The 25053-nt window shown below is 66.0% G+C and carries 26 protein-coding genes and 1 riboswitch; of the genes, 17 read left to right on the top strand and 9 right to left on the bottom strand.

Going from position 1 to position 25053, the window contains the following annotated elements; all coding sequences use genetic code 11:
* Positions 1-12 precede the first annotated feature (12 nt).
* Positions 13-933, bottom strand: coding sequence for an AAA family ATPase (locus GTP41_RS23245; RefSeq protein ID WP_161027969.1), 921 nt, complete (start codon positions 931-933; stop codon positions 13-15).
* 73 nt (positions 934-1006) lie between these two features.
* On the opposite strand from GTP41_RS23245, the gene GTP41_RS23240 reads away from it, so the two are divergent.
* The 3 genes from GTP41_RS23240 to ylqF all read left to right on the top strand — a co-directional run bounded on the left by GTP41_RS23240 (position 1007) and on the right by ylqF (position 3567).
* Positions 1007-1933 carry a histone deacetylase family protein gene (locus GTP41_RS23240; RefSeq protein ID WP_161027968.1) on the top strand — a complete coding sequence of 309 codons (927 nt, stop codon included), beginning with the start codon at positions 1007-1009 and terminating at the stop codon, positions 1931-1933.
* Position 1934: 1 nt separating this feature from the next.
* Entirely contained in the window at positions 1935-2537 is a 603-nt protein-coding gene (locus tag GTP41_RS23235; protein ID WP_161027967.1) for an energy transducer TonB, read from the top strand.
* An 82-nt stretch (positions 2538-2619) separates the two neighbouring features.
* Positions 2620-3567 (top strand): ribosome biogenesis GTPase YlqF, encoded by a 948-nt coding sequence (gene ylqF / locus GTP41_RS23230; RefSeq protein WP_161027966.1) that lies wholly within the window; start codon positions 2620-2622, stop codon positions 3565-3567.
* A 33-nt stretch (positions 3568-3600) separates the two neighbouring features.
* Here ylqF and GTP41_RS23225 read toward each other — a convergent pair whose 3' ends face one another.
* Genes GTP41_RS23225 through GTP41_RS23215 form a run of 3 tightly spaced genes read right to left on the bottom strand, consistent with a single transcriptional unit; the run spans position 3601 to position 7455 of the window.
* Entirely contained in the window at positions 3601-4389 is a 789-nt protein-coding gene (locus GTP41_RS23225; RefSeq protein WP_161027965.1) for a DODA-type extradiol aromatic ring-opening family dioxygenase, read from the bottom strand.
* Positions 4390-4408: 19 nt separating this feature from the next.
* Entirely contained in the window at positions 4409-5269 is an 861-nt protein-coding gene (locus GTP41_RS23220) for a hypothetical protein (protein WP_161027964.1), read from the bottom strand.
* Positions 5266-7455, bottom strand: a complete 2190-nt coding sequence (locus GTP41_RS23215) for a M1 family metallopeptidase (RefSeq protein WP_161027963.1) — start codon at positions 7453-7455, stop codon at positions 5266-5268. Before GTP41_RS23215 ends, GTP41_RS23220 begins: the two co-directional genes overlap by 4 nt.
* A gap of 77 nt (positions 7456-7532) precedes the next feature.
* Positions 7533-7729, top strand: a riboswitch (cobalamin riboswitch).
* A gap of 72 nt (positions 7730-7801) precedes the next feature.
* On the opposite strand from GTP41_RS23215, the gene GTP41_RS23210 reads away from it, so the two are divergent.
* From GTP41_RS23210 to GTP41_RS23200, 3 genes are all read left to right on the top strand, one after another.
* Positions 7802-9745: a TonB-dependent receptor gene (locus GTP41_RS23210; protein ID WP_161027962.1), complete on the top strand. Its 1944-nt coding sequence runs from the start codon at positions 7802-7804 to the stop codon at positions 9743-9745.
* A 124-nt stretch (positions 9746-9869) separates the two neighbouring features.
* Positions 9870-10529, top strand: a complete 660-nt coding sequence (locus tag GTP41_RS23205; protein WP_161027961.1) for a thiol:disulfide interchange protein DsbA/DsbL — start codon at positions 9870-9872, stop codon at positions 10527-10529.
* 3 nt (positions 10530-10532) lie between these two features.
* On the top strand, positions 10533-10844 hold the full coding sequence (locus GTP41_RS23200; RefSeq protein ID WP_202419854.1) for a hypothetical protein: 312 nt from the start codon (positions 10533-10535) through the stop codon (positions 10842-10844).
* Between the two features lie 30 nt (positions 10845-10874).
* Here GTP41_RS23200 and GTP41_RS23195 read toward each other — a convergent pair whose 3' ends face one another.
* A complete protein-coding gene (locus tag GTP41_RS23195) occupies positions 10875-11372 on the bottom strand; it encodes a MarR family winged helix-turn-helix transcriptional regulator (protein WP_090441188.1) in 498 nt (165 codons plus the stop codon).
* Positions 11373-11669: 297 nt separating this feature from the next.
* Here GTP41_RS23195 and GTP41_RS23190 point away from each other — a divergent pair, with 297 nt between their 5' ends.
* The 5 genes from GTP41_RS23190 (at position 11670) to GTP41_RS23170 (ending at position 16291) form a co-directional block, all read left to right on the top strand.
* A complete protein-coding gene (locus GTP41_RS23190; RefSeq protein WP_161027960.1) occupies positions 11670-11969 on the top strand; it encodes a hypothetical protein in 300 nt (99 codons plus the stop codon).
* 90 nt (positions 11970-12059) lie between these two features.
* On the top strand, positions 12060-14198 hold the full coding sequence (locus GTP41_RS23185) for a TonB-dependent receptor (protein WP_161027959.1): 2139 nt from the start codon (positions 12060-12062) through the stop codon (positions 14196-14198).
* A 5-nt stretch (positions 14199-14203) separates the two neighbouring features.
* Positions 14204-14452, top strand: coding sequence for a hypothetical protein (locus tag GTP41_RS23180; RefSeq protein WP_161027958.1), 249 nt, complete (start codon positions 14204-14206; stop codon positions 14450-14452).
* Positions 14442-14711: a hypothetical protein gene (locus GTP41_RS23175; protein WP_161027957.1), complete on the top strand. Its 270-nt coding sequence runs from the start codon at positions 14442-14444 to the stop codon at positions 14709-14711. Before GTP41_RS23180 ends, GTP41_RS23175 begins: the two co-directional genes overlap by 11 nt.
* Positions 14708-16291, top strand: coding sequence for a PepSY-associated TM helix domain-containing protein (locus GTP41_RS23170; protein WP_161027956.1), 1584 nt, complete (start codon positions 14708-14710; stop codon positions 16289-16291). Before GTP41_RS23175 ends, GTP41_RS23170 begins: the two co-directional genes overlap by 4 nt.
* Here the strand turns inward: GTP41_RS23170 and GTP41_RS23165 are convergent.
* The gene (locus GTP41_RS23165) at positions 16255-17181 is read right to left on the bottom strand and encodes a LysR family transcriptional regulator (protein WP_161027955.1); all 927 of its coding nucleotides are present in this window, start codon (positions 17179-17181) and stop codon (positions 16255-16257) included. The genes GTP41_RS23170 and GTP41_RS23165 overlap by 37 nt on opposite strands.
* A gap of 106 nt (positions 17182-17287) precedes the next feature.
* On the opposite strand from GTP41_RS23165, the gene GTP41_RS23160 reads away from it, so the two are divergent.
* Positions 17288-18301 (top strand): zinc-dependent alcohol dehydrogenase family protein, encoded by a 1014-nt coding sequence (locus GTP41_RS23160; RefSeq protein WP_161027954.1) that lies wholly within the window; start codon positions 17288-17290, stop codon positions 18299-18301.
* Here GTP41_RS23160 and GTP41_RS23155 read toward each other — a convergent pair whose 3' ends face one another.
* From GTP41_RS23155 to xseA, 3 genes are all read right to left on the bottom strand, one after another.
* A complete protein-coding gene (locus GTP41_RS23155) occupies positions 18302-18970 on the bottom strand; it encodes a hypothetical protein (protein ID WP_161027953.1) in 669 nt (222 codons plus the stop codon).
* 57 nt (positions 18971-19027) lie between these two features.
* A complete protein-coding gene (gene sodB / locus GTP41_RS23150; RefSeq protein ID WP_161027952.1) occupies positions 19028-19606 on the bottom strand; it encodes a superoxide dismutase [Fe] in 579 nt (192 codons plus the stop codon).
* A gap of 68 nt (positions 19607-19674) precedes the next feature.
* The gene (xseA, locus tag GTP41_RS23145) at positions 19675-21018 is read right to left on the bottom strand and encodes an exodeoxyribonuclease VII large subunit (RefSeq protein WP_371867386.1); all 1344 of its coding nucleotides are present in this window, start codon (positions 21016-21018) and stop codon (positions 19675-19677) included.
* A gap of 916 nt (positions 21019-21934) precedes the next feature.
* Between xseA and GTP41_RS23140 the strand changes: the two genes are divergently transcribed.
* The 5 genes from GTP41_RS23140 to kdsB are packed head-to-tail and all read left to right on the top strand — an operon-like array spanning position 21935 to position 24977.
* Positions 21935-22540, top strand: a complete 606-nt coding sequence (locus tag GTP41_RS23140; protein ID WP_161027951.1) for a MotA/TolQ/ExbB proton channel family protein — start codon at positions 21935-21937, stop codon at positions 22538-22540.
* 21 nt (positions 22541-22561) lie between these two features.
* Complete coding sequence (locus GTP41_RS23135; RefSeq protein ID WP_161027983.1) at positions 22562-22981, top strand: ExbD/TolR family protein; 420 nt, start codon at positions 22562-22564, stop codon at positions 22979-22981.
* A complete protein-coding gene (gene lpxK / locus GTP41_RS23130; RefSeq protein ID WP_161027950.1) occupies positions 22982-24058 on the top strand; it encodes a tetraacyldisaccharide 4'-kinase in 1077 nt (358 codons plus the stop codon).
* Positions 24039-24215, top strand: a complete 177-nt coding sequence (locus GTP41_RS23125; protein ID WP_161027949.1) for a Trm112 family protein — start codon at positions 24039-24041, stop codon at positions 24213-24215. The genes lpxK and GTP41_RS23125 overlap by 20 nt, the downstream gene beginning before the upstream one ends.
* A 3-nt stretch (positions 24216-24218) precedes the next feature.
* Complete coding sequence (gene kdsB, locus GTP41_RS23120) at positions 24219-24977, top strand: 3-deoxy-manno-octulosonate cytidylyltransferase (RefSeq protein ID WP_161027948.1); 759 nt, start codon at positions 24219-24221, stop codon at positions 24975-24977.
* Positions 24978-25053 lie beyond the last annotated feature (76 nt).

The following is a 25053-nucleotide window of genomic DNA, read 5'->3' as shown; positions in this document are numbered from 1 at the left end:
GCAAGCATGGCTTTACACCGGCACGGATTTTTGCAGTTGCAGCACCAGGTCGCGGCTGGCCAGCGCGGTGCCGTGCGAGGATTTGACCGGGCGCAGGCGGTGCGCGCACACCGGCACCAGCACGGCCTGCACGTCTTCCGGCAGCACATGGTCGCGCCCTTCCAGCGCGGCCCAGGCGCGCGCGGCCTGCAGCAAGGCCAGCGCGGCGCGCGGGCTCAGGCCTTCGGCAAAGAAGCCGTTCTGGCGCGAGGCCTGCGCCAGCGCATGCACGTAGTCGATCAGGGCCGGCGCGGCATGGATCCGGCGCAGGCCCTGCTGCGCCGCCTGCAGTTCGGCCGCGCTCATGGCCGGGCCCAGGTGCTTGAGCATCTGGCGCCGGTCTTCGCCCATCAACAGGGCGCGTTCGGCGGCGGCGTCCGGGTAGCCGAGCGAAATGCACATCAGGAAGCGGTCCAGCTGCGATTCCGGCAGCGGGAAGGTGCCCACCTGGTGCGTCGGGTTCTGGGTGGCGATGACGAAGAAGGGCTCGGGCAGCGCGCGCGTCACGCCGTCGGCCGAGACCTGGCGCTCCTCCATCGCCTCCAGCAGGCCCGATTGGGTCTTGGGCGTGGCGCGGTTGATTTCATCGGCCAGCAGCACCTGGGTGAAGATCGGGCCGGGATGGAAATTAAAGGCGTTCAGTTCGCGCTCGTAAATCGAGACGCCGGCCACGTCGGCGGGCAGCAGGTCGCTGGTGAACTGGATGCGGTTGAACTTCAGGCCCAGCGACAGCGCCAGGGCATGCGACAGCGTGGTCTTGCCGACGCCCGGCAAGTCTTCCAGCAACAGGTGGCCGCCCGCCAGCAGGCAAGCGAGCGACTGGCGTACTTGCAGCTCCTTGCCGACGATGACCTGGCCAACCTGGCGCGCCGCAGCGTGTAATTTGGTATACATGGTTTTGGTACGTGGTTTGGTGGCCGTGCCGCCGCGTGGTAGATTACTCGCATTCTATGCGAGAACGCGATTCATGAGCACAGCAATTTATAGCCATCCCGACTGCCAGCGCCACGAAATGGGCGGCTGGCATCCCGAATGCCCGGCGCGCCTGCAAGCCATTTCCGACCAGTTGATCAACGCCCACATCGACGACCTGCTGGAGCACCGCGATGCGCCGCTGGCCGATGTCGCCGCCATCGCGCGCAACCACAGCGCCAACGCCATTGCAATCGTGCGCGACAACCTGCCGGCGCCCGGCGAATACTACCCGATCGACGGCGACACCTCGCTCAACGCCCACAGCTGGCAGGCCGCGCTGCGCGCCGCCGGCGCCGCCGTGGCGGCCACCGACGCCGTGATCGACGGCGAGATCGACAACGCCTTCTGCGCCGTGCGCCCGCCCGGCCACCACGCGCGGCCGACCGAGCCGATGGGCTTTTGCCTGTTCAATAATGTGGCAATCGCGGTCAAGCACGCGCTCGACGTGCGCGGCCTGGAACGCGTGGCGGTGATTGATTTCGACGTCCACCACGGCAACGGCACCGAAGAAGCCCTGCTCAACGAGCCGCGCGCGCTGATGGTGAGTTACTTCCAGCACCCGTTCTATCCTTACTGCGACGTGCTGCCGGACACGCCGAACCGCGTCAACGTGCCGGTGCCGGCCGGCGCCAAGGGCGACACGGTGCGCGCCCTGGTGCAGGAAAAATGGCTGCCGGCGCTGCACGCCTTCAAGCCGCAGATGATCTTCATCTCGGCCGGCTTCGACGCCCACCGCGAGGACGACCTGGGCGGCATGGGCCTGGTGGAAGCCGATTACGCCTGGATCACCGAACAGGTGATGGCGGTGGCGCGCGAGCACGCGCATGGCCGCATCGTCAGTTGCCTGGAGGGCGGCTACAACCTGTCGGCCCTGGGCCGCAGCGTGGTGGCGCACGTCAAGGCGCTGGCCGAGATCTGAAATGCTGTCGCTGCTGCTTGCGCTGGCCGGTGCCAGCGCCTTCCCTTATCAGTCATTGGCCACGCCCGCCAGCTGCACCGCCCCGGCCTGGCCGCGCGAGGCGCTGCGCTACGAAATCGAAGGCACCACCACGCTGGAGTTTCGCATCGGCAGCGACGGCGCGGTGCGCGACGCCAAGGTGCGCGGCGGCAGCGGCTGGGCCATGCTGGACCAGGCCGCGCTGGCCGGCCTGGCGCGCTGCCGCTTCAAGCCCGGGCTGGAGGCGGCGCGCGACGGCACCGTGTTCCCGATCCAGTACGCCTGGCGCCTGGACGGCCCGGCGCCGCTACGGCCGGTGTTGCAGCCGGGCAGCTGCAAGCCCTCGCCGCATATTGCCGGCTATGCGAACCTGGACCAGCGCCGCAGCACGCAGGGCGGCATCAAGCTGCGTTTCCTGGTCGGCGCCGACGGCCAGGCGCGTGGCATCGTAGCGGAGCAGGGCGGTTTCGCGCCGCAGGTGGTGCGCGACGCGGTGGCGTATGTGTCGACCTGCCGTTTCGGCATCGCGCCAGGGGCCAGCGGCGAGCGCACCGATACTTCTTACGGTTGGGTGCTGCTGAAGTAAAGTTGCCCGTTTGGCAAATGGCAGTAAAGTGCTGCCGCCATGTAAAATAGCGGATTGTTGATTCGATTCGTAAGGCAAGAGCATGTCTATCCAATGGTTCCCCGGGCATATGAACGCCGCCAAGAAAAAGGCGGCGGAACAGATGGCCGATGTCGACGTCGTCATCGAAGTGGTTGACGCGCGCCTGCCTGCGGCCAGCTGCAACCCGCTGGTGGAGGAGCTGCGCAAGTTCCGCCAGCGCCCTTGCCTGAAAATCCTGAACAAGATCGACCTGGCCGACCCGGACGCGACGGCGGCCTGGATCCGCCATTTCGAGCAGGACAAGAGCGTGACCGCCTATGCGATGACGACCAAGAAGCCGTCCGACGTGGCGAAGGTGATCGCCAAGGCGCGCAAGCTGGCGCCGCACCGCAGCGATGCCCTCAAGCCGCTGCGCATGATGATCATGGGCATCCCGAACGTGGGCAAATCGACCTTGATGAACGCGCTGCTCAAGCGCCGCGTGGCCAAGGTGGGCGATGAACCGGCGGTGACCAAGCAGCAGCAAAAGATTTACCTCGATATGGAAACAGTGCTGATCGATACGCCGGGCCTGTTGTGGCCGAAGATCGAGATGCCGTCGGACGGCATGGCGCTGGCGGCCTCGCACGCGATCGGCGCCAATGCGCTGATCGAGGATGAGGTGGCGATCTGGCTGGCGGAGGAGCTGCTGAAGCGCTATCCGGAGCTGCTCAAGGCGCGCTATAAGGCCGATGTGTCGGCGATGGATGGCGTGGCGCTGATCGAACGCGTGGCGCAGTTGCGCAGCTACCGCCTGAAGGGCGGCGAGTGGGACTTTGAGAAAGCGTCGCACATGCTGCTGCAGGATTACCGCAGCGGCCTGCTGGGCCGCATTTCGCTGGAGACGCCGGAAACCCGCGCTGCGGCGCTGGCCGTGCATATTGAGCAAGAGCGCATCAAGGCGGAAGAGGCGGCGCGTAAGGCTGCCGAGAAGGAAGCCGAGCGCATGAAGGGCAAGCGCGGGACGTAAGCTGGCAGACAACCGGGAAACCGGGTTTCCCGTTCAGGCCAGCATAAAGCTGCTGACCGCCAGCGCCCCCATGAAGCGGTCCTCGTGATACACCACCTGCGCGGCTGAATCCTCGGCCGCGCCCACCGCCACCATCAGCGGCAGCAAATGCTCTTCGCGCGGATGCGCCAGGCGCGCCGCCGGGGCGCTTTCCCACGCCAGCAGGCGCGCCGTGCGCTCCGCCGGCGCCGCCGCCATGGTCTCGCGCAGCCAGGCATCGAACACGCGCGACGCTTCCGCCCCGGCCGCATTGAAGGCGCGCAGGTTATGGTAGCTCAGCCCACTGCCGACGATCAAAACACCTTCATCGCGCAATGGCCGCAGCAGGTGGCCCGCTGCCAGGTGCTCCGCCGGATCCAGACCCTGCCGCAGCGACAACTGCACGATCGGCACATCGGCCTCGGGAAAAGCGGGGTACATGGCGCTGAAGGTGCCGTGATCCAGGCCGCGCTCATGGTCCAGCGCCGCGCGCGTGCCCAGCAGCTGCGCCACGCGCGCCGCCAGCGCCGGCGAGCCGGGCGCGGGATACTGGATCTGGTAGGTATGCGGCGGGAAGCCGCCATAGTCGTAGAGCATCGGCGGCCGGGGCGCCGCCGAGACCAGGAAGGCGCGCCCCTCCCAATGGGCGGTGACGACCAGGATGGCTTGCGGCTTGCCGCCGGCCTGGCGCGGCAGGTCGCGCAGCGCGGCGTCCAGCTGGTCGTAGGCGCTGCCGGACTGCTCGCGCATCCAGGGCCAGGGGCCGCCGCCGTGCGACAGGTAGAAGGTAGGCAAGGTAGTCATGCCCGCCACTATACGCCCCTTAGCGCTGCGCTGCAGACAGCGACATCAGCGCCAGCAGGCGCGCCGCGCGCATCCATGCCACGGCCAGCGCCACCAGCTGCGCCAGGGCGAAGGCCGCCAGCAGCAGCACGCCATTGCTGCCCTGGACCTGCAGGCGCGCCAGCGCCAGCAAGGCGGCCAGCAGCAGGCCGGCGCTGGTCAGCAGGGCATAGCAGCCCAGTACCGCGCCGGGACGGCGCAACAGCAGCTGCACGCCGCGCCACCAGGCCTTGACGGCCGAGGTGCGGCGGCGGTCGACCGCCAGCTGGGCGCGGCCCGCGTCCAGCGTCAGGTTGGCCAGGGCCACTAGCAGCACGGCGCCGAGGGCGGCCGCCCATTGCCACGGTGCGGCGTCCGCCGCCTGCACCGCCGTGGCGGAAAAGTCGTCGGCCGCTCCGGTCAGGGCGGCGCCCAGCGCCAGCGCCGCGCCCAGCGGCACCACGGCCCACAGCAGCATGCGGAACATGCGCGGGTATTCCGCCACGCCGCCCGCCACCAGCTCGCGCAGGGTGGCGGTGTGCGGCGCGCGCCCGGCGGTGACGATGGCGCCGGTCAGGAACGGCGACAGCAGCAGGGTCAGCGCCAGGGCTACCAGGCCGCCGGCCTGCAGCGCCACGGTGCTGCGCCGCATTTCGCCGATGATGTCGGCAACGCTCATCAGGTCGAGCGCCTGCGCCAGTTCCGGCGCGCGCACCGAATGGCTGAGGGCCGGCGCCAGCGCATGCCAGAAGGGCAGGGCCAGCACCGCGGTCGGCAGCAGCACGGCGGCCAGCCAGAGCAGGAGCAGGCGCCATTGCAGGGCAGCGCGGCCGGCGTGGAGAAGGGTGGTGGTCAGCTTCATACGGTGGCAATCAGGGCAATAAGGGACTGGAAGATGGCGGCCAGGTCGGCGGTCCAGCGGCGCGCTGCGCTGCCGTCCTGTTTCAGCGTGCGGCTGTCATCGAGCTTGTTGACGTCGAGCAGGTGCTTGCCTTCGGGGTCGATGCGCGCCGAGACCGCTTTCACCGGCTTACGCCATTCGAAGGTGTGCCAGCGCCGCTCGCCGCTCCACTGCACGGTTTCCTTGCTGCCGTCGGCAAACTCCACCAGCAGGGTTTGCGGCACGTCCGCGCCGCGGCGGCGCACGGTGACCGTGGTCAGGTAGGGGAAGGGGCCGGTGCCCGGCTTGGCGTCCGGGTGCGCCTGCTCCCATTGCTCGCGCAGCTGGTCGGCCTGGCGCGCGGCTTGCTCCGCGCTGACGTCCACGCGCTTGCCGTCCTGCAGGCGCACGCCCGGCGTCGGCGCCAGCTCCTCGCTGGTAAAGGAGGAAATGCGGTCGTCCACGCGCGTCACGGCGTACACCTGCTGCGCGAACACGGTCTCCACCAGCTTGCGCTGGCCGCTCACCTCCGCCAGCACTTCGCGGAAGTCGGCAATGCTCGGGTGGCGGAATTTCCAGCGACGGTAGTATTCCTTGAAGGCGCGCTCCATGGTGTCCTTGCCCAGCTGCGCTTCCAGGTCGCGCATGGTGGTGGCGCCGCGCGTGTAGACCGGGCCGACCCCTTGCAGGCGATGGTAGGCATTTTGTCCCAGCGGGTCGGACGGCTCGTCGCGCGGCGTGCCCATGCGCTCGAACTCAAAGCCGCTGGCCTGCGGCGCGAAGCCGATGCGGCGCAGGAACGGCGTCGTGAGCGGCATTTTCCTGCCGCTGTCGCGCAGCATGCGGTGGTTCCAGTACTCGTTCAGGCCCTCGTCCAGGAACGGCTCCTCGAACTCGTTGCTGGCCAGGATGCCGTAGAAATAGCCGTGGCCGAATTCATGGATGGTGACGAAGTCCAGCATGGCGGCGGCCGTGGTGCCCGCTTCCAGGCCGGGAGCGGCGCCGGTGGTGAAGAAGGTCGGGTATTCCATGCCCTCGGCCTCGCTGGCGTTATGCGGCGGCACCACGATGGTCAGCGTCTTGTACGGGTAGGGCCCCAGCGTGCGCGAGAAGTAGGCCAGCGCATCCTTGGCCGCCTGCATGGTGGGCGCCGCGTTCGAGGCCAGCTCCGGCGGGAACAGCACGGTGATCTTGACCGGCGCGCCGCCATGGCCGCTCCAGGTGTCGACCAGCGGCTTGGCGCTGCGCTTGTCGGCGCTCCAGGCGAAATCGTGCACGTCGCCCTGGATGAAGTGGTGGGTCAGCCGGCCGTCCTTTTCCACCGGCGTGCCCTGCAGCTCGCCGGTGGCGCCCACCGTGTACTCGCGGGGCACGGTCAGCTTCACATCATAGCTGCCAAAGTCGGCGTAGTACTCCGATTCGGCGTGGTATTCATGCGCGTTCCAGCGCAGCGTGGTGGCGCCGCGCTCGCCCGGCAGCTCCAGCACGGCGATCTTGGGGAACCACTGCGCCACCAGGTGGAAGCTGTCGAAGTAGCCGCTGCGCGCCATCACGCGCGGCAGCTGGTCGAAGAAGCTGATGTCGAGCGTGGTACTGGCGCCGGGCGCCACGGCCTGCGGCAGGTCCATGCGCACCACGGTTTGGTCGGTGGCCGGGCCGCCGTCCGGCTGCACGAAGGTCCACGGCACCTTGGCGCCGCCTTGCTGCACGCTGCGCAGTTCCATATAGCCCCACTCGCCGTCCTGGCTCAGGCTACTGTTGCGGATGCCGGCGCCGCTCTTGCGCTGCTCGGTGTGGAAGGTGCTTTCCGCGTTCTGGAAGGCGTTCAGGTACAGGTGCAGGTAGACGCTGCGCACCGGCTGGTCGCTGCGGTTGCGCCAGGTCAGGCGCTGCTTGCCGTCGATGGTGTGCTTGACCGGATCGAGCGTGGCTTCGATCCGGTAGTCCACCACGCGGTCGGACAGGGTGGCCTCCTGGCCGCTGCGGATGCCGCCCCAGGCGCCCGGCGCGCTCGGTTGCGTCACGGCGGCCGCTTTGGGCGGCGCCAAGGCGATGTCGGTGCCGGCTGCCGGCACGGTGGCCGGGCTGCCGCCTTCCGCCATCAGTCCGGCCGAAACCGCAACCCCGCCCAATAGGGCGGCCGCGGCCAATAAATGTGCGATGCGCATAGCGTTCCATTAAAGAATTAGCAACGCGAAAATATACCAAACTAATTACCAAACTTTCATGCGAATTTTAAGCAGCGTATAATGTGCGCGCCTTGGTGCCCGCCTCCTGTTCGTGGAGGCAGTTAAACGGGAAACGCACAGTGCTGCCCCCGCAACGGTACGCAAGCGCCGTCCTTACGACGGCAGGCCGCGCCAGAGACCACTATGCAGCGCATAGGAAGGTGGCCCGGTCAGTCTTGCCAGCCCGGATACCGGCCAGGGAGGTGGAAGCGCGCCCGCGCAGGGCGCGACTTCTGTGGATTCCGGCTGCGGGGAGGCAGGCGGATACTTTTTCTATTCGCATGTCATGACCATCTTCTCGCCACGCTGCGCCCTGTCCGCGGCCCTTGCCCTGTGCTTTGCCGCGCCCGCATTCGCCCAAAATACCCAGGATTCCCAGACCATTGTCATCAGCGGTTCCCGCTTCGCCAGCGACCCGTCGCTGCTGCCGATCGGCGCCACCAGCATCAGCGCCGCGGACATCCGCCGCGCCGGCGTCACCGACGTCAACCAGGCGCTGCGCAAAATCGGCGGCGTGTACGGCCGCCAGAGCCTGACCGGCAGCCCGGACTTCAGCCTCGACCTGCGCGGCTTCGGCAGCACCAGCGACCAGAACGTGGTCGTGGTGCTGGACGGCGTGCGCATGAACGACAACGAGCTGACCCCGGCCACCCTGTCCACCATCCCGATCGACCTGGTCGAGCGCATCGACATCATGCGCGGCGGCGCCAGCGTGCTGTATGGCGAAGGCGCCACCGGCGGCGTGATCAGCATCACCACCAAGCGCCCGCAAGCCGGTGCGCGCGGCGGCAGCATGTTCGCAGAGCTGGGCCGGTTCGACAGCGCCGACGTGCGCCTGGGTGCGGTGCAGGGATTTGACGGCGTGGCCATCGACGCCTCCGCCGGCCACCAGCGCACCGACAACTACCGCAAGAACAACGAATTCAAGCAGTCGCGCTTCAACGGCGGCGTGCAATTCAACGGCGGCTTTGGCCGCCTGTCGCTGCGCGCCGATATCGCGCGCCAGGACCAGCGTTTCGCCGGCAGCCTGACGGAAGCCCAGTTCCTGGACAACCCGCGCCAGACCAAGACCCCGGACGATTTCGGCAAGATGGACAGCAACCGATTTACCGCCGCCTGGGAGCGCAAGGTCGGCGCCTTCGACCTGGCCGCCGAATTGGCGCACCGTACCAAGGACGTGGAAGCCACCTACTTCGGTTCCAAGTCGGTCTACGACAGCAAGCAGACCCAGTTCTCGCCGCGCCTGCGCCACCTGGCCCAGTTCGACGGCATGCTGAATGAGCTGGTCGCGGGCTTTGACTTCGGCCGCTGGAACCGCGTCACCCGTTCCGACTACTCCGGCGCCGACGCCACCCAGCGCAGCAAGGCCGTGTATGTGCGCGACGAAGTGAAGTTCGCCGGCGCCCAGCAAGTGCGCCTGGCCGCCGGCGTGCGCCGCGAACTGTTCGACAAGGACTCGCTCGATCCGGTGCCGTACACCACCGCCACCTACAGTATCAAGCAGGCGCACAACGCCTGGGAGCTGCAGGGCAGCATGCTGGCCGCGCCGGGCCTGACCGCCTGGGCCAAGGCCGGCCAGAGCTACCGCGTTGCCACCTCGGACGAGAACGCCTACACCCCGCAAGCCAACAAGCCGCTGGCCACCCAGACCTCGCACGACGCCGAGATCGGCCTGGGCTACGCGCAAGGCGCGGCCAAGGTCGACGCGCGCCTGTTCCGCCACAACCTGGACAACGAGATCTATTACGACCCGACCGCGGGCCTGTTCGGCGCCAACACCAACCTGGCACCGACCCAGCGCAAAGGCTTTGAGCTGGACGGCAGCTACCGCTTCGCCGCCGCCTGGCAGGTGCAGGGCCACTACCAGCAGGTCGAGGCGACCTTCCGCTCCGGTGGCAACGCCGGCCGCGAAGTGCCGCTGGTGCCGAAGTACAGCGCCACGGTGCGCCTGGCCTGGACCCCGGCCGACGGCCAGAGCGCCGACATCGGCGTGCAGCGCGTGGCCCGTCAGCGCGTCGGCAGCGATTTCAGCAACGCCTGCAGCGCGCGCATCCCGGCCTACACCACGGTGGACGGCCGCTACGCCCGCAAGTTCGGCCAATGGGAGCTGGCGCTGAGCGCGCTGAACCTGCTGGACAAGGACTACTACAACCAGGCCTTCGGCTGCCGCACCGGCATCTATCCGGACAATGGCCGCCAGGTCAAGGTGTCCGCGCGCTACGACTTCTAAGCGCGGCCGGCCTTAAAGCCGGCTTAAACCAGCCCCGTCGGCGCCAATTTGGCCGGCGGGGCTGATCACAGGGCGCAAAAAATGGTAATCTCGCTGCGTTTACTACTTACCTGTAAGGATCACCATGCGTCTGCTGCGCCTCCTGCTTGCCTCCGCCGCCCTGATGTTCACCGCCGCCGGCGCCTCCGCCGCCGATCCGAAAGAGGGCGTTGACTGGCGCACCCTCGACACTCCCGTGCGCAGCGAAGCGCAAGGGAAGAAAATCGAAGTGGTCGAGTTCTTCATGTATTCCTGCCCGCACTGCTTCGTGCTCGAACCGCGCATCGCCGCCTGGGCCAAGCAAAATGCCGACAAGGTCCACTTCCGCCGCCTGCACTTCGCGCGCGGCGAGAAGGACGTGCTGGCGCGCACCTACGTCACGCTGGAAGCGATGGGCCTGTCCGAGACCGTCAGCCAGAAGATCTTCAACGCCATGCACGTCGACCACAAGCGCCTGATGCGTGAAGACGAAATGTTCGCCTTCCTGGCCAGCGCCGGCGTCGACAAAGCCAAATTCGAAGCCGTCTACAAATCCTTCGGCGTCGAGTCTAAAATGAAGCGCATGGCAGCCACCATCGGCCAATACAAAGGCATCGATTCGGCCCCGACCCTGGTGGTCGACGGCCGCTACGTCACCGCGCCATCGATGGCCGGCCGCCCGGGCCAGCCGGAAAGCCAGCAGCAAGCAGCCGCGCTGGCGGTCCTCGACTACCTGGTGGCCAAGTCGGCCGCCACTAAAAAGTAAGCAATGGATCCACGTGAAGAAGAAGTAATGCGCGCGTACCGGGAGTCGGCCCCAGACGAGGCCGGCCTGGTGCAGCGCACCTGGGTCAACCACCTGGCCTGGACCCTGGTGGTCGTGTTATCCGGGCTGGTGTTCTGGCTGGTGCTGGCCGTGGTGAATGCGGAGAACCAGCGCCACGCGCTGGCCAACAAAGAATGCCGCGACCAGGTCTTCAAGGAAGAGATTGACCGCACCTGCCTGCTGACGGTGCGCTCGCGCGAACACTGGTGGCAGCACCTCTGGTATGCGATGCAGCACACCTCGCCGCAGAAATAAAAAAATGGGGTACGTCCCCATTTTTTTACGTCAAGCGCTGACGTCGAGGTTGGCCAGCTGGCGCTTGAAGAGTTGTTCCTGGACGCGGATGTCGTCGCCGTTGTAGCCGTCGTAGGCGCGGGTGGTGCGCGACCAGACTTCGGGCATGACCTGTTCGATCAGGTTGCGGCCGGCGTCGGTCAGCGTGATCATCACGCAGCGGCGGTCGCCCGGACGGTTGCCGCGGGTGATCAGGCCTTGCGCTTCCAGGTCGTTGCAGACGCGGGTCAGGTTGGCCGGCTTTTCCATGCAGGCTTCACCCAGATTGGATGCGGTCGAAGTCTCGTTCTCCGATCCATACAGCACCGCCAGCACCATGTAGCTGGCATCAACCAGGTCGTACTTGCGCAATACCGAGTTCGCCAGATCCTTCATGCGTTTCTGGACGTGATAGGTCATGCGCAGCAGGCGTACCAAGTCTTCCGGGAATTCCGGGATGCGAGTATGAATATTTTTCAGGCGCTTATTGGTTGCGTCAAAACTACTCATCTTGCTGGCACTCCTGTGCAATTTGTTCAAGCCTGAATTGTACTAGTGTTGACCTAAGGTAAATACCCTTTTGATCTGCGTCAAACAGCCAGGCGACAGCGGGCGATAGCAAAACTTCCATGTTTTCTGCAAGTTACATATGGGGAAAACCTTATCCTTGCCAGTGAAGTTCGGTGTTTGTGGCGGCAGGCCGAATAAGAAACTGTCTAATGCAAGCTCGGCAACAGTGTTGGCATCTTCCAACACTGCGCCCCCCAAGCCCGGAAAACACTAAATTGGGGGACACAGGAGGACACCATGGCAGGTAACAGTACTTTAGATCCGGATAATGTTCCGCGGCGCCCCGACCGCGAGGTGAGCAAAGGGCACGGCACGGGGGCACTGGGTCCCAGCGACTCTTCTGACAGTGGCAGCGACTCGCAAGGCGCCCTGCCACCGGGCCCGGGCGATACCGAGCTGGACAGCGATTCGGACCGCGAGGGCACCGGCGAGCGGGCCGACGTCGAGCGCGATGGCGCAGAGCTGGACGGGGCCGATATCGACGTCGACCATATCGAGACCATGCCGCAGGACGTGCGGCGCGGCGCGCAGCCGTAGTGTAAAAATGGAAAAGTTTTCCTTTCGATGCGAATGATTATCATTTACTATTACAATTGATAATTATTTACATTTGCACTAAAGGGAAATATGAAGTTGAAGTCCATCGCCGCCGCCCTGTCGGGCGTGCTGCTGGCCGCACCTGCGCTGGCGCAGCCAAACCTCGACACCGTCATCATCAGCGGCGACAAGCTGCGCCGCGCCGAGATCGACAGCAATGCCAGTATCGGCATCCGCACCGGGCGCCAGATCGAGAATGCAGGCAATGAAACCATTGAAGATGTGGTCAGCCAGATGGCCAACGTCAGTAGCGCGGCCGGCCTGGCGCTGCGCGGCATTCCACTGACCGGCGCCACCGGCGGCACGGGCCAGACCGTGACCATTACCATCGACGGCGTGCCGCAGGGCGGCTTTGCCCAGGATATCGATTACATGAGCGCCTGGGACATGGAGCGCGTGGAAGTGCTGCGCGGTCCGCAATCGACCAACCAGGGCCGCAACTCGCTGGCCGGCGCGGTGGTGATCCGTTCGCGCCTGCCGTCGGAACAGGCCGACTTCGCGGCCCGCGCCGCCCTGGGCAGCGATGGCCTGCGCCGCATCGCCGTGGCCGGCGGCGGCGCTCTGCGCGAGAACGCGGCGGCGCTGCGCATCAGCGCCGAGAAGCACCACAGCGACGGCGACATCTATAACGCCACACGGCGCGACCGCAACTGGGGGCGCGAGGATGGCCACAATGTGCGCGCCCGGCTGCGCCTGACGCCATGGGGCGACAACTACCAGGCGCTGTTCTCGTTGTCGGAGGCGCAGTTCGAGAAGGGCGACCGCCAGGTGGAGGGCGTGCTGCGCAGCCCGCGCCAGCGCATCGCCCTGGCCAATGAGATCAGCGTGTCGAAAAACCGCAGCCGCAACAGCGCGCTGGAGCAGACTTTCCGCGCCCTGGGCGCCGATTTTACGCTGCTGACTACTTGGGCCAACAGCCGCTTCGAGCGCGACGGCGATTACGATATGACGGAGCTGAACCAGGGCACGCACGGCGGCGTCTACACCAACCGCCAGCGGACCCAGGAGGTGCGCGCCAATTTCGACACCGCGCTGGGGCCGGGCAAGTTGAACGGCGTGCTGGGCGCCTACTATTCGCATGAGCGCACCGGCGCGGACAAAGGCTACCGCGTGCCGCTGTCCTATGTGCTGGACATGATCGGCCAGTGCCCGAGCGCTGCCGCCTGCGAGAAGCTGTTTGGCGGCGACTTTATCGATCGCCGCAACGATGAAAAGGGCAAGGTGCGCAGCCGCGCCGTGTTCGGCGAGGCGGACTACGGCCTGGGCGCGCTGACCCTGACCGCCGGCCTGCGCTACGACGCCGAGGACCAGGCGCGCAGCGTCGGCACGCAAACCAGCGGCACCACGCCGATGGCGCGCCAGGTCTTCCAGCAACTGATCGCGGCGGGCGCCTTTGGTCCGGACGGCGTGCAGCAACTGGCCAGCGATGGCGGCGTGTGGCTGCCCAAGCTGGGCGCGCGCTATGCGCTGTCGCCGCAGTGGGTGGCCGGCTTCACCGTGCAGCGCGGCTACCGCAGCGGCGGCGTGGATTACAGCTACCAGCGCGGCGCCAATGCCTACGGCCCGGAATACACCAGGAACTACGATTTCTCGCTGAAAGGCGCGCTGCCGCAGCGCACCTTCGTCAGCGCCAACCTGTACCGCATCGACTGGAGCGACCAGCAGGTGAATATGGCGCGCAACAGCATCGACAACTTCATCGTCAACGCCGGCCGCTCGCGCCTGAGCGGGCTGGAACTGGAAGGGCGCCGCGCCATGACGCGCGAGCTGGAAGTGTTCGGCGCGCTGGGCTTCTCGCACACCGAGTTCCTGGACTTCACATCGCCGCAGGGCGATTTCAGCGGCCATGAGTTTGCCCGTTCGCCGCGCCGCACCCAGTCGGCCGGTTTCAACTGGACGCCGGGCCGCCTGCTGGCCAACCTGCGCCTGGCGTATGAAGGCCAAGGCTTCAGCAATGCCGACAACCTGAGCCGCAACCAGAGCCACCTGCTGTTGGGCGGCAAGCTGGCGTACAGCTTCGCCAGCGGGATCAAGGCCTTTGCCAGCGGCAGCAACCTGCTGGACCGCGACTACATCATCTACAACAACCTGAACTCGGTACCGGGGCGCCACGGCGTGATCATGGGACACGGCCGCAAGCTGGCCTTCGGCCTGGAAGGGAAGATCTGACCGCCATGCTGACACTGGTCTCTGTAATCGCCGCGCTGCTGGCCGGCGCCTGCCTCGCCGTCGCCTCGCCGCAGCAGGGCGGACGGGCGGCATGGCACCTGGCGTGGCTGGCGCTGCTGCCGGGCGCCGTCGCCCTGGCGGCCCAGGAGTACGGCTTCTGGGCCGGCGCCTTCATCGCGCTGGCCGCCTTCATGCTCGGCATGGTGCTGCTGCCTTACCTTAACGCTTACCGGAGGATGCGCCATGTTGGGTAAAGCAAGCGCCGCCGCCTTCCTCGGCATGCCGCTGGCGGCCGGCATGGTCGGCATCCTGATCCTGCTGCTGCGCGACCAGCGCAGCTGGACGCTGCCATTGCTGCTGCTGTTCTTCCTGGTGTGGGTGGCCGTGATGGCGGCGGCTTTCCAATGCCGCAGCGGCTGGCGCGCCTGGCTCTGGATGGGCAGCGCCACGGCGGGCGTGTACGGCTCGATGTACCTGCTGAAAGCGAGCGGACTGGCGCGGGTGGCGGCATGAAGGCGGCCACCCTGCGCAACTACATGGCGCTGCACACCTGGAGCGGGCTGCTGGCGGGCTTTGGCCTGTTCATCGCCTTCTTCGCCGGCGCCCTGACGGTCTTCCACGAAGAGCTGGAAATCTGGGAAACGCCGTCGGCCCGGACGGCGCCGATGGACAGCACGGCGAAGGCGCAGCAGTTGATCGACGCCTTCCTGGCCGCCCACCCGGAAGGCCGCAAGACCTTCGCCCTGGGCTTGCCGACCGAGGCCGAACCGGCGCTGCGCATCAGCTACGGCGCGCATGGCCACGCGCGCGAATTCCGCCTGTCGCCGCAGGGCGCGCTGGTGGAGGAACAGCCTGCCTCGGAGCTGGCGCACCTGCTGTACCGCCTGCATTACACGGCCGGCTTGCCGGAAGCGTGGGGCGGCTATGTGCTGGGCGTGGTCTGCGTGCTGTACGGGCTGGCGCTGGTGTCGGGCGTGGTGCTGTACGCGCCGGGCTTCCTGAAGGACTTGTTCGCCCTGCGCGTCGGCAAGAACCTGAAGCGCATGTGGCAGGACGCGCACAATGCGATCGGCATCCTGTCGCTGCCATTCCACATCATGTTTGCCTGGAGCAGCGCGGTGCTGGCGCTGGGCGTGTTGTTGATGGCGCCGTTCCAGTACCTGGTCTTCGAAGGCAAGCTGCTTAACCTGGTGCAGGACGATATCGCATTGAGCGTGCCGGTCAAGGCGAGCGGCACGCCGGCCGCCGTGCTGCCGGCGCCCGAACTGCTGGCGGGCCTGGAGCGCGCCGCGCCGGGCACCCGCTTCTACCACCTGCGCTACCACCATATCGGCGACGCGGCGGGGCAGGTCGAGGCCTACGGCGCGGCGCCCGCCGGGCAGCTGACGCGCCTGACGGCGATTGTCGCCAGCACCAGCGACGGCCGCATCAAGCGCCTGGTCACGCCGCAGAACGCCAGCCCGGGCAATGTGTTCCTGCGCGGCTTGCAGACGCTGCACTTCGGGAACTTCGGCGGCTACGCGCTGAAGTGGGTGTACTTCGTGCTCGGCATGGCCGGCGCTTTCCTGTTCTATAGCGGCAACCTGCTGTGGATCGAGTCGCGCCGCAAGCGGCAGGGCCTGCAAAAGCGCAGCGCGCGCCTCATGGCGGGGCTGACGCTGGGCCTGTGCCTGGGCAGCGTGGCGGGCATCGGCGCGCTCCTGCTGGTCAACAAAACCATCGGCGGCGTGCAGGCGGAGGAGTATGCCTACTACGGCGTGTTCGGCGTGGCCGTGCTGTGGGCGCTGGTGCGGCCGCCGGCGCGCGCCGCGCACGAGCTGCTGTGGACGTGCGCGCTGCTGTGCGCCGCGCTGCCGTTCACGCAGTGGTGGCGCAGCGGCGTCGATCCGTTCAGCGCTGCGCTGGCGGGGCAGTGGATCATGCTGGGCGCGGCCGGCATTGCCACGTCGTTCGCGCTCGGCTTCGCACGCATGGCGCGGGCGGTGCTGCGGCGCGGCCTGCAGGGCGATCCGGCCAGCGTCTGGAGCTTGCAGGCGCCACCCCGCGCCGCAGCGGCTCAGACGGCGGGCGCGGCCTCCGCGCTGGCCAGGTAGATCGGCGTCACCTCCAGCAGCGTATCGATGGCGACGCGCAGCTTGGCCGGCATGTATGGCGTATGCGGCCAGACCAGGTGCATTTGCGAGGCTTCCAGCTCGCCGCAATCGAACAGCACTTGCAGCTCGCCGCGTTTGACATAGGGCGCCACCAGCCAGCACGGCAGCCACACCAGCCCCATGCCCGACGCGGCGGCATCGGCGATCGCCTGCAGGTCGTCAAACAGCAGGCGCTGCACCGGCAGCACCTCGCGCAGCTTGGCGCCCTGCGCTGCGATCACCCACGCCTTCACGGCGCGCCCGTGCGAGTACAGGATGCCGTCGTGGCGCGGAATCTCATCGACCGTGGCGGGGCGGCCATGCCGCGCCAGGTAGCTTGGCGCGGCGCACACCAGCATGCGCTGCTGCCCCAGGCGGCGCGCGGCCAGCGTGCTGCTGTCGGCCAGCGGCCCCACGCGCAAGCCGATATCGAAACCGTCCTCGATCAAGTCCACCACGCGGTCGTTGAACGAAATATCCAGCGCCAGTTTGGGGTAGCGGCGCGCCAGTTCCAGCATCAGCGGCGCCACGAACTGGCGGCCGAACAGTACCGGCACGCTGATGCGCAAGCGCCCGGTGGGTTCGCTGCGGCCGCTGCCGATGCTGGCCGCGCCCGCATCGAGTTCGGCCAGGGCGCGCACGCAGCGTTCGTAATAGGACTCGCCCGCCTCGGTCAGGCTCTGGCTGCGCGTGGTGCGGTGGAACAGGCGCACGCCCAGGCGCTCTTCCAGCCGCGCGATGGCCTTGGCCACGGCCGAGCGGGTCTGGTGCAGGCGCACGGCGGCGGCGGAAAAGCTGCCTGCTTCCACCGCATGCACGAAGACATTGATGCCATTCAGGCGCTCGTTCATATTGTTTCCACCCAGTTGACAATCTGTCGATCAAATTCCACCACTGTGGAATACAGGGAAACTATATAGTGCTTTCCACATCACTACAACTTGAAAGGAGTTTCCAATGCATGCCTACCAAATCACCCCCGGCGCCGGTATCGTGAGCCTGGAGCACGTCGTGCTGCCAAAGCGCGAGCTGCAGCATTCCGAGGTGCGCGTCAAAGTCCGCGCCGTGGCACTGAACTACCGTGACCTGATGGTGGCGCACGGCAGCTACCCGACCTCTGGCGAGGGCGCCGTGGTGCCAGGTTCCGATGCCGCCGGCGAGGTGGTCGAGGTTGGCCCCGGCGTGGCGCGCGTCCAGGTCGGCGACCGCGTCGCGACCAACTTTTTCCCGGCCTGGGTGGACGGCAAAGTCGCGCCGGAAAAAACCGCAGTCACCCTGGGTGCCGGCGGCGCCGGCGCGCTCACCGAAGAACTGGTCATCCACGAAGACGGCCTGAGCGCCGTGCCGGCCCACCTGAGTTTCGAGGAAGCCGCCACCTTGACCTGCGCCGGCGTCACCGCCTGGAACGCGCTGTTCGTCGAAGGCAGCCTGAAAGCGGGCGACACCGTGCTCCTGCTCGGCACCGGCGGCGTGTCGATCTGGGCGCTGCAACTGGCGCGCGCGGCCGGCGTGCGCACCATCATCACCTCGTCCAGCGACGCCAAGCTGGAACGGGCGCACGCGCTGGGCGCGGATGTGCTGATCAACTACCGTAAGACGCCCGAATGGCAGGAGGCAGTGCTGCGCGCCACCGGCGGCAAAGGCGTCGACCTGGTGCTGGAAGTGGGCGGGCAGGACACGTTGGCGCGCTCCATCGCATCGGTCGCCATGGGCGGCAAGGTGGCCGCGATCGGCGGCCTGGGTGGCGGTTTCGAAACCAGCATCCAGCTGCTCGGCCTCGTGGTGGGCGGCAAGAGCATGAGCGGCATCTACGTCGGCAGCCGCAAAATGCAGGAAGACTTGTCGCGCCTGGTCTCCCAGCGCAACATCAAACCGGTGCTGGACAGCGTGTTCGACATCCACCAGGCGCGCGCAGCCTACCAGCATCTGGCCTCCGGCAATCACTTCGGCAAGGTCGTCATCCGTGTTTAACTAGGGCTTGCGCCACTGCACCGGGATCTCGCGCAGCTCCCGGTCGTTCCACAACTGCACGCGCGCCAGCACGCGGCTGTCGGCGCCGAACTGGAACTGGATGTGGCTCGCAAAATAGTCGTAACCCGGACCCATTTCCGCCGCCGCCAGGCGCACCGCGTGTTGCGCGTCCGCACTGCGCATGGCGCCGGCCTGCAGGCCGGCCACGGCCACGGCCAGCACGCCGCCCAGGACCAGCGGCAGGCGCATGTCGCGCACCTTGCGGCCCTGCGCCGCGCGCGCGGCCTGCAGGGGAGCGCTGCCAAGCTGGCGCAGCATGAACAGCAGCAGCACCAGGGACAGCAACTGCACCGCCAGCTCCGACATGAACGCGGCCGGGGTGAAGCGCGCCTGCGCCACCAGCAGACCGAGCGGCTGCAGCACGACGCCCGCCAGCAGGAGCAGGGCGGTCGGCATCAGGCAAAACCAGGCCAGCCAGCGCACGGCGGACATGGCCCGCAGGCCGCCGCAAGCAATCAGCAGCCCGAACAGGATATTGGCGTTGGCGAACTGGAGGTGGAAGGCGCCGGCGGGAGCGTGCGCCATGAGCAGCAAGGCCTGCGCCACGCCGGCCACGGCCACCACGGCGCCGGTGCTGCGCAATACGGCGGTTTCTGGTGTTTTTTGCATGATCGTAGGTAGAAAAAAGCCCGCGTTCAGCGGGCTTTAGGGAGCACAGCGTCGCGCTTAAGCGAATTGCTGGGCCACGAAGTTCCAGTTCACCAGGTTCCAGAAGGTTTCCACGTACTTCGGACGGGCATTGCGGTAGTCCACGTAGTACGCGTGTTCCCACACGTCGCAGGTCAGCAGCGGCTTGTCGGCGCCGGTCAGCGGGGTGGCCGCGTTGGAGGTGTTGACGATTTCCACGGAGCCGTCAGCCTTCTTCACCAGCCAGGTCCAGCCGGAACCGAAGTTGCCCACGCAGGACTTGGTGAATTCAGCCTTGAAGTTGTCGAAGGAGCCGAACTTGGCGTTGATCGCGTCAGCCACGGCACCGGTCGGCGCGCCGCCGGCGTTCGGCGCCATGCAGTTCCAGTAGAAGGTGTGGTTCCACACCTGGGCTGCGTTGTTGAACACGCCGCCGGAGGACTTCTTGACGATTTCTTCCAGGGACAGGTTTTCGAACTCGGTGCCCTTGATCAGGTTGTTCAGGTTGGTGACATAAGCCTGATGATGCTTACCGTAGTGGAATTCCAGGGTTTCCTTGGAGATGTGCGGTTGCAGCGCGTCCATTGCATATGGCAGTGGTGGCAGGGTATGTTCCATGAATATTTCCTCAAATAGGGGGGTAAAAAGGTATTAATGCCGAAACGGCCACTATTGTAGTACGAACGCTAGGTCCGCGTGGGTTGCACGCTGGCGACACCGATTTCGGCGCTGCCGTCGGCCAGGCGCACGCCCAGCGCCTGGCCCGGCTTGATATGGGCCGGATCGCGCAACACCGCACCCGCGGCATCGGTGACGATGGCGTAGCCGCGTTCCAGCGTGCGCTGGGGATTCAGTAATTCCAGCTGCGCCGACAGGGCGCTCAGCGCATCGCGCCGCTGCGCCAGCTGGCCGCGCATGCTGGCGTCGGCACGGTGCTGCCAGGCCGCCAAGGCCGCCCGCGCCGACGCAGGGTCCGGCTTGCGCGCCGCCAGCCGCGCCGCCAGGCGGTCCACGCCAAAGCGCGACTGCTGCAGCGGGTTGCGGGTGGCGTGCATCATGGCGGTGGACAAAGCCTTCAGCTGCAGGCGCTGCTGCGCGATGCGCGCGGTCGGACTAAGCAGGCGGCGCTGCAGGTTATCCAGCGTTTGCGCCGCATCGCCCAGCGCGCGGCGCATGGCGCGGCGCAGGTCGGCGGCATCGGCGCGCAGGGAACCGAGCCAGTCGGCGCGCGGCGTCGCCGCCAGTTCCGCCGCCGCCGTCGGCGTTGCCGCCCGCACATCGGCCGCGAAATCGCAGATCGTGAAGTCGGTTTCGTGGCCCACGCCGGACACCACCGGCAGCGCGCAATTGGCCACGGCGTAAGCGACCACTTCCTCGTTAAAGCACCACAGGTCCTCCATGCTGCCGCCGCCGCGCACCACCAGCAGCACATCGCACTCGGCCCGGCGCGACGCCGTATCGATGGCCGCCGCAATCTGCGCGCCGGCCTGCTGGCCCTGCACCAGGGTAGGGTAGAGCACCACCTGCACATGCGGCGCGCGACGCCGCAGCGCGATCAGCACATCGCGCAAGGCCGCCGCCTGCGGGCTGGTCACAATGCCAATAGTGCGGGGAAACAACGGTAACGCGCGCTTGCGCTCCGGCGCGAACAGCCCCGCCGCCGCCAGCCGCTCCTTGAGGCGCTGGAAGGCCTCGAACAGCGAACCCACGCCGGCGCGGCGGATCGCCTCGACATTGATCTGGTAGTCGCCGCGCGGCCCGTACAGGGTGACCAGGGCCCGCACTTCCACCTTGTCGCCCTCGCGCGGCACAAAGCCCACGTTTTGCGCGCGGCCACGGAACATGACGGCGCGAACTTGCGCCCCGTCATCCTTCAATGTGAAGTACCAATGCCCCGAACTTGCGCGGGTGAAATTAGAGATTTCCCCGGATATCCACTGCAGGGGGAAAGAGCGCTCCAGCAGGCGCGCAACGGCCTGGTTCAGGGCGCTAACGGAGATAACCTGGTTGGGTTCGGGGGTATTCATCATGGACCTGTCCACACTTTTTGAAAGCGGTCATGCTTATGTCATACATCACTTCATACCGCAAGCATTTTTTGTAAACATCTGATTATTAAGGGTAAACAGCGATGCTTCATTCGCAGGCAATCCATGAATTTCCTTATAGATCAAGGACTTTGCGATAGCCCCGGGCTGTTACGCACAAAGATATCCACAGAATATGTGAGGAACTCGAGCGTGCCCAAACTTGCGTGATGAAAATGTTTGCACGGTAACTTTCATTTTAGAAATCAAGGACTTGGCACTCCAGTCTGTCCCTTGCTAACAATTTTATCCACAGAAGTTGTGGGAAAAAGACGGCGTAAAAATCTGCCTAAAAAATGAGCATGAACTGAAAGTGCTTGATAATCAAGGACTTCCCCCACCTCCGGCAGCCTTGCGCACAATATTGTCCACAGATTTTGTGCAAATCCCCAAAAATTGTCCGTCCTGGGGTCAGGAAGAAATGTGGACAATCCACTGCGGAATTTTTACGCATGGAAAGAAAGTGCTTATGAATCAAGTACTTTAGTGCTCAAGCATGGCTTTGCACACAATCTTATCAACAGAATATGTGGGGAAGTGCACAGGCGCCAGGGGGGTGAAAAATGCCGGTGCGCATTTTTTGTGCTTGAGAGTAATTCTCTTTCCGATCAATGGCTTAGGATATAAAAGCCACCATTCCCCACAATATTGTCCACAGATTATGTGCAGAACCCCATTGCTTGAAAGCTGATGAAATTTTTTGCATTAGAAAAAATCATAGTCAAATCATGGGCTTAGGGCGTCTTGGGCGGCTTGCCAACAATCTTGTCCACAGAAAATGTGAAGAAAGCACACACTTGCCGGATAGGCTCCAACAAGCTACATTGCGCGTTTAGGATTTCTTTCACAGGAGTACGTCTTGCTCGCAATTTTCCAGGCCGCCGGCTGGCCAATCTGGCCTCTGCTGATCGCTTCCGTTGTTGCCACCGCTCTGATCATCGAGCGCCTGATGTACCTCCGCCGCACCCGCATCATTCCCAAGACCCTGCTGGACGAAGTTGTGCGCGTTTATCGCAGCGGCAATATCACGCCTGACATCATCGAAAAGCTGGAGAAGTCCTCCCAGCTCGGTGTTGTCCTTTCGGCAGCGTTGCGAAATGTTAACGCTCCGCGCGATGTGATGAAGGAATCCATCGAAGAGGCGGGCGGCGCCGTGGCCCACCAGCTGGAGCGCTTCCTGACCACCCTCGGCACCATCGCCACCCTGGCCCCGCTGATGGGCCTGTTCGGCACCGTGGTCGGCATGATCGAGATCTTCGGCGCCACCAACGCTTCCGGCACCAACCCGGCGCAGCTGGCGCACGGTATTTCCGTGGCCCTGTACAACACCGGCTTCGGCCTGGCGATCGCGATGCCGACCCTGGTGTTCTACCGCCACTTCCGCGCACTGGTGGACTCCTTTGTCATCGACATGGAGCAGCAGGCGGTCAAGTTCGTGGACGTGGTCCACAACAGCCGCAAATAAGCGAGGATCGATCCTATGGCGATGAATTTCCGCCGCGGCCAGAAGCGCGAAGACCCGGAGATCAACCTGATCCCGTTCATCGACGTGCTGCTGGTGATCCTGATCTTCCTGATGATCACCACCACCTACAGCAAGTTCACCGAGCTGAAAATCACCTTGCCGACCGCCGACGCGGAAAAAGCGGTGGAGCAGCCGGATGACCTGAACGTGACCGTGGATGCCAAGGGCAACTACACCCTGAACGGCACCCCGGTGTCGTTCCGCGATGTGCCCGGCCTGGCGGTGAATATGAAGGCTGCCGCCAAAGGCGCCAACCCGGTGGTGAAGATCAACGCCGACCAGTTTGCGATGCACCAGATGGTGATCAACGTGATGGAAGCGGCGCGCATCGCCGGCTTCGACCGCGTGACCTTCGAGGCGCAGACGGCCCAGGCCAAGTAAATGGCCTCTTCCCTGGAGACGACCTTCTCGCGCGAGTGGTTGCGGCGCGGGGCGCTGGCCTGCGCGCTGTGGCCGGTGTCGCTGCTGTTTCGCGGCCTGGCCGGTATGCGCCGCGCGGCTTTTGCCGCCGGCCTGTCGTCGTCCGAGCGGCTGCCGGTGCCGGTGGTCGTGGTGGGGAACATCTTCATTGGCGGCACGGGCAAGACGCCGCTCACCATCTGGCTGGTGGACGCGCTGCGGGCGGCGGGCTTTTCCCCCGGCGTCGTGTCGCGCGGTTTCGGCAGCAAGGATGCGGCGCCGCGCGAAGTCGGCCCCGCATCGACGCCCGCCGAGGTGGGCGACGAGCCGGTGCTGATCGCGGCCCGCACGGGCTGCCCGGTATTTGTTGGCCGCCGGCGCGCCGCCGCCGGCCGCGCCTTGCTGGCGGCCCACCCCGGCGTCAACGTGATCGTTACCGACGACGGCTTGCAGCACTACGCCCTGGCGCGCGACATCGAGATTGTGCTGTTCGATGGCCGGGGCGTCGGCAATGGCTGGACGCTGCCCGCCGGGCCGCTGCGTGAGCCGCCCTCGCGCCGGCGCGACTTCACCGTGGTCAATACGCCGGAGCTGGCGCCAGCGCTGGCCGCCGCAGTCGCGCCCCCGGGTTCCGGCCCGGGCGCGCCGTGGCAGATGCGCCTTGCCGGCGCAGTCGCGGAGCGGCTGGCCGAGCGCGCCCAGCGCATGCCGCTGGCGGAACTGGCGCGCCAGGCCGCCGCTGAAGGGCAGGGCGGCGGGCTGAAAGTGGCCGCCGCCGCAGGCATCGGCAACCCGGGCCGCTTCTTCGCCATGCTGCGCGCCGCCGGCCTGCAGCCGCAGGAGCTGCCGCTGCCCGACCACCACGACTTTAACGACCGCCCCTTCGCCGCCATAGAGGCCGACATTATTCTGGTGACGGAGAAGGATGCAGTAAAATGCTGGCAAATTGAAGAATTACGCAACGATCCGAGAATATGGGTCGTTCCAGTCAGTGCCAGCATCAACCCGGCGCTGGCCGATCAAATTGTGGAGAAACTACGTGGACGCACGCCTGCTTGATATCCTGGTCTGCCCTGTGTGCAAGGGCCCTCTGGAGTACGACAAAAAAGCCCAGGAAATGATTTGCAAAGGCGACCGCCTGGCATACCCGATCCGCGACGGCATTCCGATCATGTGGGCCGACGAAGCGCGCACCCTGGCCGACACCGCGGAGTAAGCGGTGTCGTTTATTGTCATCATCCCGGCCCGCCTGGCCTCGACCCGCCTGCCCAACAAGCCGCTGGCCGACCTGGGCGGCAAGCCGATGGTGGTGCGCGTCGCCGAGCGCGCCCGGGAAGCCGGCGCGGCACGCATCATCGTCGCCACCGACCACGCCTCTATTAAAGAAGCCTGCGAACAGCACGGCGTGGAAGTGTGCATGACCCGCGCCGACCACCCGTCCGGCACCGACCGCATCGCCGAAGTGGCGCGCGCCATGAACCTGCCGCCGCAAGCGGTGGTGGTCAACCTGCAGGGCGACGAGCCCCTGATCGACCCGCAACTGCTGCAAGCCGCCGCCGCCCGCATTGGCGCCGACGTGCCGATGTCCACCTGCGCCCATCCGCTGCACGACGCGGCCGACGCCTTCAACCCGAATGTGGTGAAGGTGGTGCTGGACAAGCAGGATAACGCCCTCTATTTCAGCCGTGCCACCATCCCGTGGCACCGCGATGCCTTTGCACAGGACAAATCGGCCCTGCCGGCCGGCTATGTCCCGCTGCGCCATATCGGCCTGTACGCCTACCGCAACGATTTCCTGCAAGCCTACCCGGCGCTGGACGTGTCGCCGCTGGAAGGCATCGAGGCCCTGGAGCAGCTGCGCGTGCTGTGGCACGGCTACCCGATTGCAGTGCACGTGACCGATTCCGCCCCCGCTGCCGGAGTGGATACACCGGAAGACCTGGAGCGTGTACAGGCTTTCTACAAAAGTGGCGTATAGCTCAACTTTTGTGGTAAGTTTCTAGCAAGGTGGCTAAGGCATCATCAAAAAATTATTATTAAATCGTTTAGGAACA

This window comes from Pseudoduganella guangdongensis (assembly GCF_009857475.1).
Lineage (GTDB): Bacteria > Pseudomonadota > Gammaproteobacteria > Burkholderiales > Burkholderiaceae_D > Rugamonas > Rugamonas guangdongensis.
This window is presented reverse-complemented; position numbering and strand designations above follow the sequence as displayed.

Coding starts and splice junctions, on each gene's coding strand:
- GTP41_RS23165 (WP_161027955.1), bottom strand. CDS start 17,181: ATGAACGAGCGCCTGAATGGCATCAATGTCTTCGTGCATGCGGTGGAA.
- GTP41_RS23170 (WP_161027956.1), top strand. CDS start 14,708: ATGAAGGCGGCCACCCTGCGCAACTACATGGCGCTGCACACCTGGAGC.
- GTP41_RS23155 (WP_161027953.1), bottom strand. CDS start 18,970: ATGCAAAAAACACCAGAAACCGCCGTATTGCGCAGCACCGGCGCCGTG.
- GTP41_RS23135 (WP_161027983.1), top strand. CDS start 22,562: ATGAATTTCCGCCGCGGCCAGAAGCGCGAAGACCCGGAGATCAACCTG.
- sodB (WP_161027952.1), bottom strand. CDS start 19,606: ATGGAACATACCCTGCCACCACTGCCATATGCAATGGACGCGCTGCAA.
- GTP41_RS23210 (WP_161027962.1), top strand. CDS start 7,802: ATGACCATCTTCTCGCCACGCTGCGCCCTGTCCGCGGCCCTTGCCCTG.
- GTP41_RS23180 (WP_161027958.1), top strand. CDS start 14,204: ATGCTGACACTGGTCTCTGTAATCGCCGCGCTGCTGGCCGGCGCCTGC.
- GTP41_RS23190 (WP_161027960.1), top strand. CDS start 11,670: ATGGCAGGTAACAGTACTTTAGATCCGGATAATGTTCCGCGGCGCCCC.
- GTP41_RS23195 (WP_090441188.1), bottom strand. CDS start 11,372: ATGAGTAGTTTTGACGCAACCAATAAGCGCCTGAAAAATATTCATACT.
- GTP41_RS23185 (WP_161027959.1), top strand. CDS start 12,060: ATGAAGTTGAAGTCCATCGCCGCCGCCCTGTCGGGCGTGCTGCTGGCC.
- GTP41_RS23215 (WP_161027963.1), bottom strand. CDS start 7,455: ATGCGCATCGCACATTTATTGGCCGCGGCCGCCCTATTGGGCGGGGTT.
- GTP41_RS23175 (WP_161027957.1), top strand. CDS start 14,442: ATGTTGGGTAAAGCAAGCGCCGCCGCCTTCCTCGGCATGCCGCTGGCG.
- GTP41_RS23240 (WP_161027968.1), top strand. CDS start 1,007: ATGAGCACAGCAATTTATAGCCATCCCGACTGCCAGCGCCACGAAATG.
- GTP41_RS23245 (WP_161027969.1), bottom strand. CDS start 933: ATGTATACCAAATTACACGCTGCGGCGCGCCAGGTTGGCCAGGTCATC.
- GTP41_RS23235 (WP_161027967.1), top strand. CDS start 1,935: ATGCTGTCGCTGCTGCTTGCGCTGGCCGGTGCCAGCGCCTTCCCTTAT.
- lpxK (WP_161027950.1), top strand. CDS start 22,982: ATGGCCTCTTCCCTGGAGACGACCTTCTCGCGCGAGTGGTTGCGGCGC.
- GTP41_RS23205 (WP_161027961.1), top strand. CDS start 9,870: ATGCGTCTGCTGCGCCTCCTGCTTGCCTCCGCCGCCCTGATGTTCACC.
- GTP41_RS23160 (WP_161027954.1), top strand. CDS start 17,288: ATGCATGCCTACCAAATCACCCCCGGCGCCGGTATCGTGAGCCTGGAG.
- ylqF (WP_161027966.1), top strand. CDS start 2,620: ATGTCTATCCAATGGTTCCCCGGGCATATGAACGCCGCCAAGAAAAAG.
- GTP41_RS23225 (WP_161027965.1), bottom strand. CDS start 4,389: ATGACTACCTTGCCTACCTTCTACCTGTCGCACGGCGGCGGCCCCTGG.
- GTP41_RS23200 (WP_202419854.1), top strand. CDS start 10,533: ATGGATCCACGTGAAGAAGAAGTAATGCGCGCGTACCGGGAGTCGGCC.
- GTP41_RS23220 (WP_161027964.1), bottom strand. CDS start 5,269: ATGAAGCTGACCACCACCCTTCTCCACGCCGGCCGCGCTGCCCTGCAA.
- xseA (WP_371867386.1), bottom strand. CDS start 21,018: ATGATGAATACCCCCGAACCCAACCAGGTTATCTCCGTTAGCGCCCTG.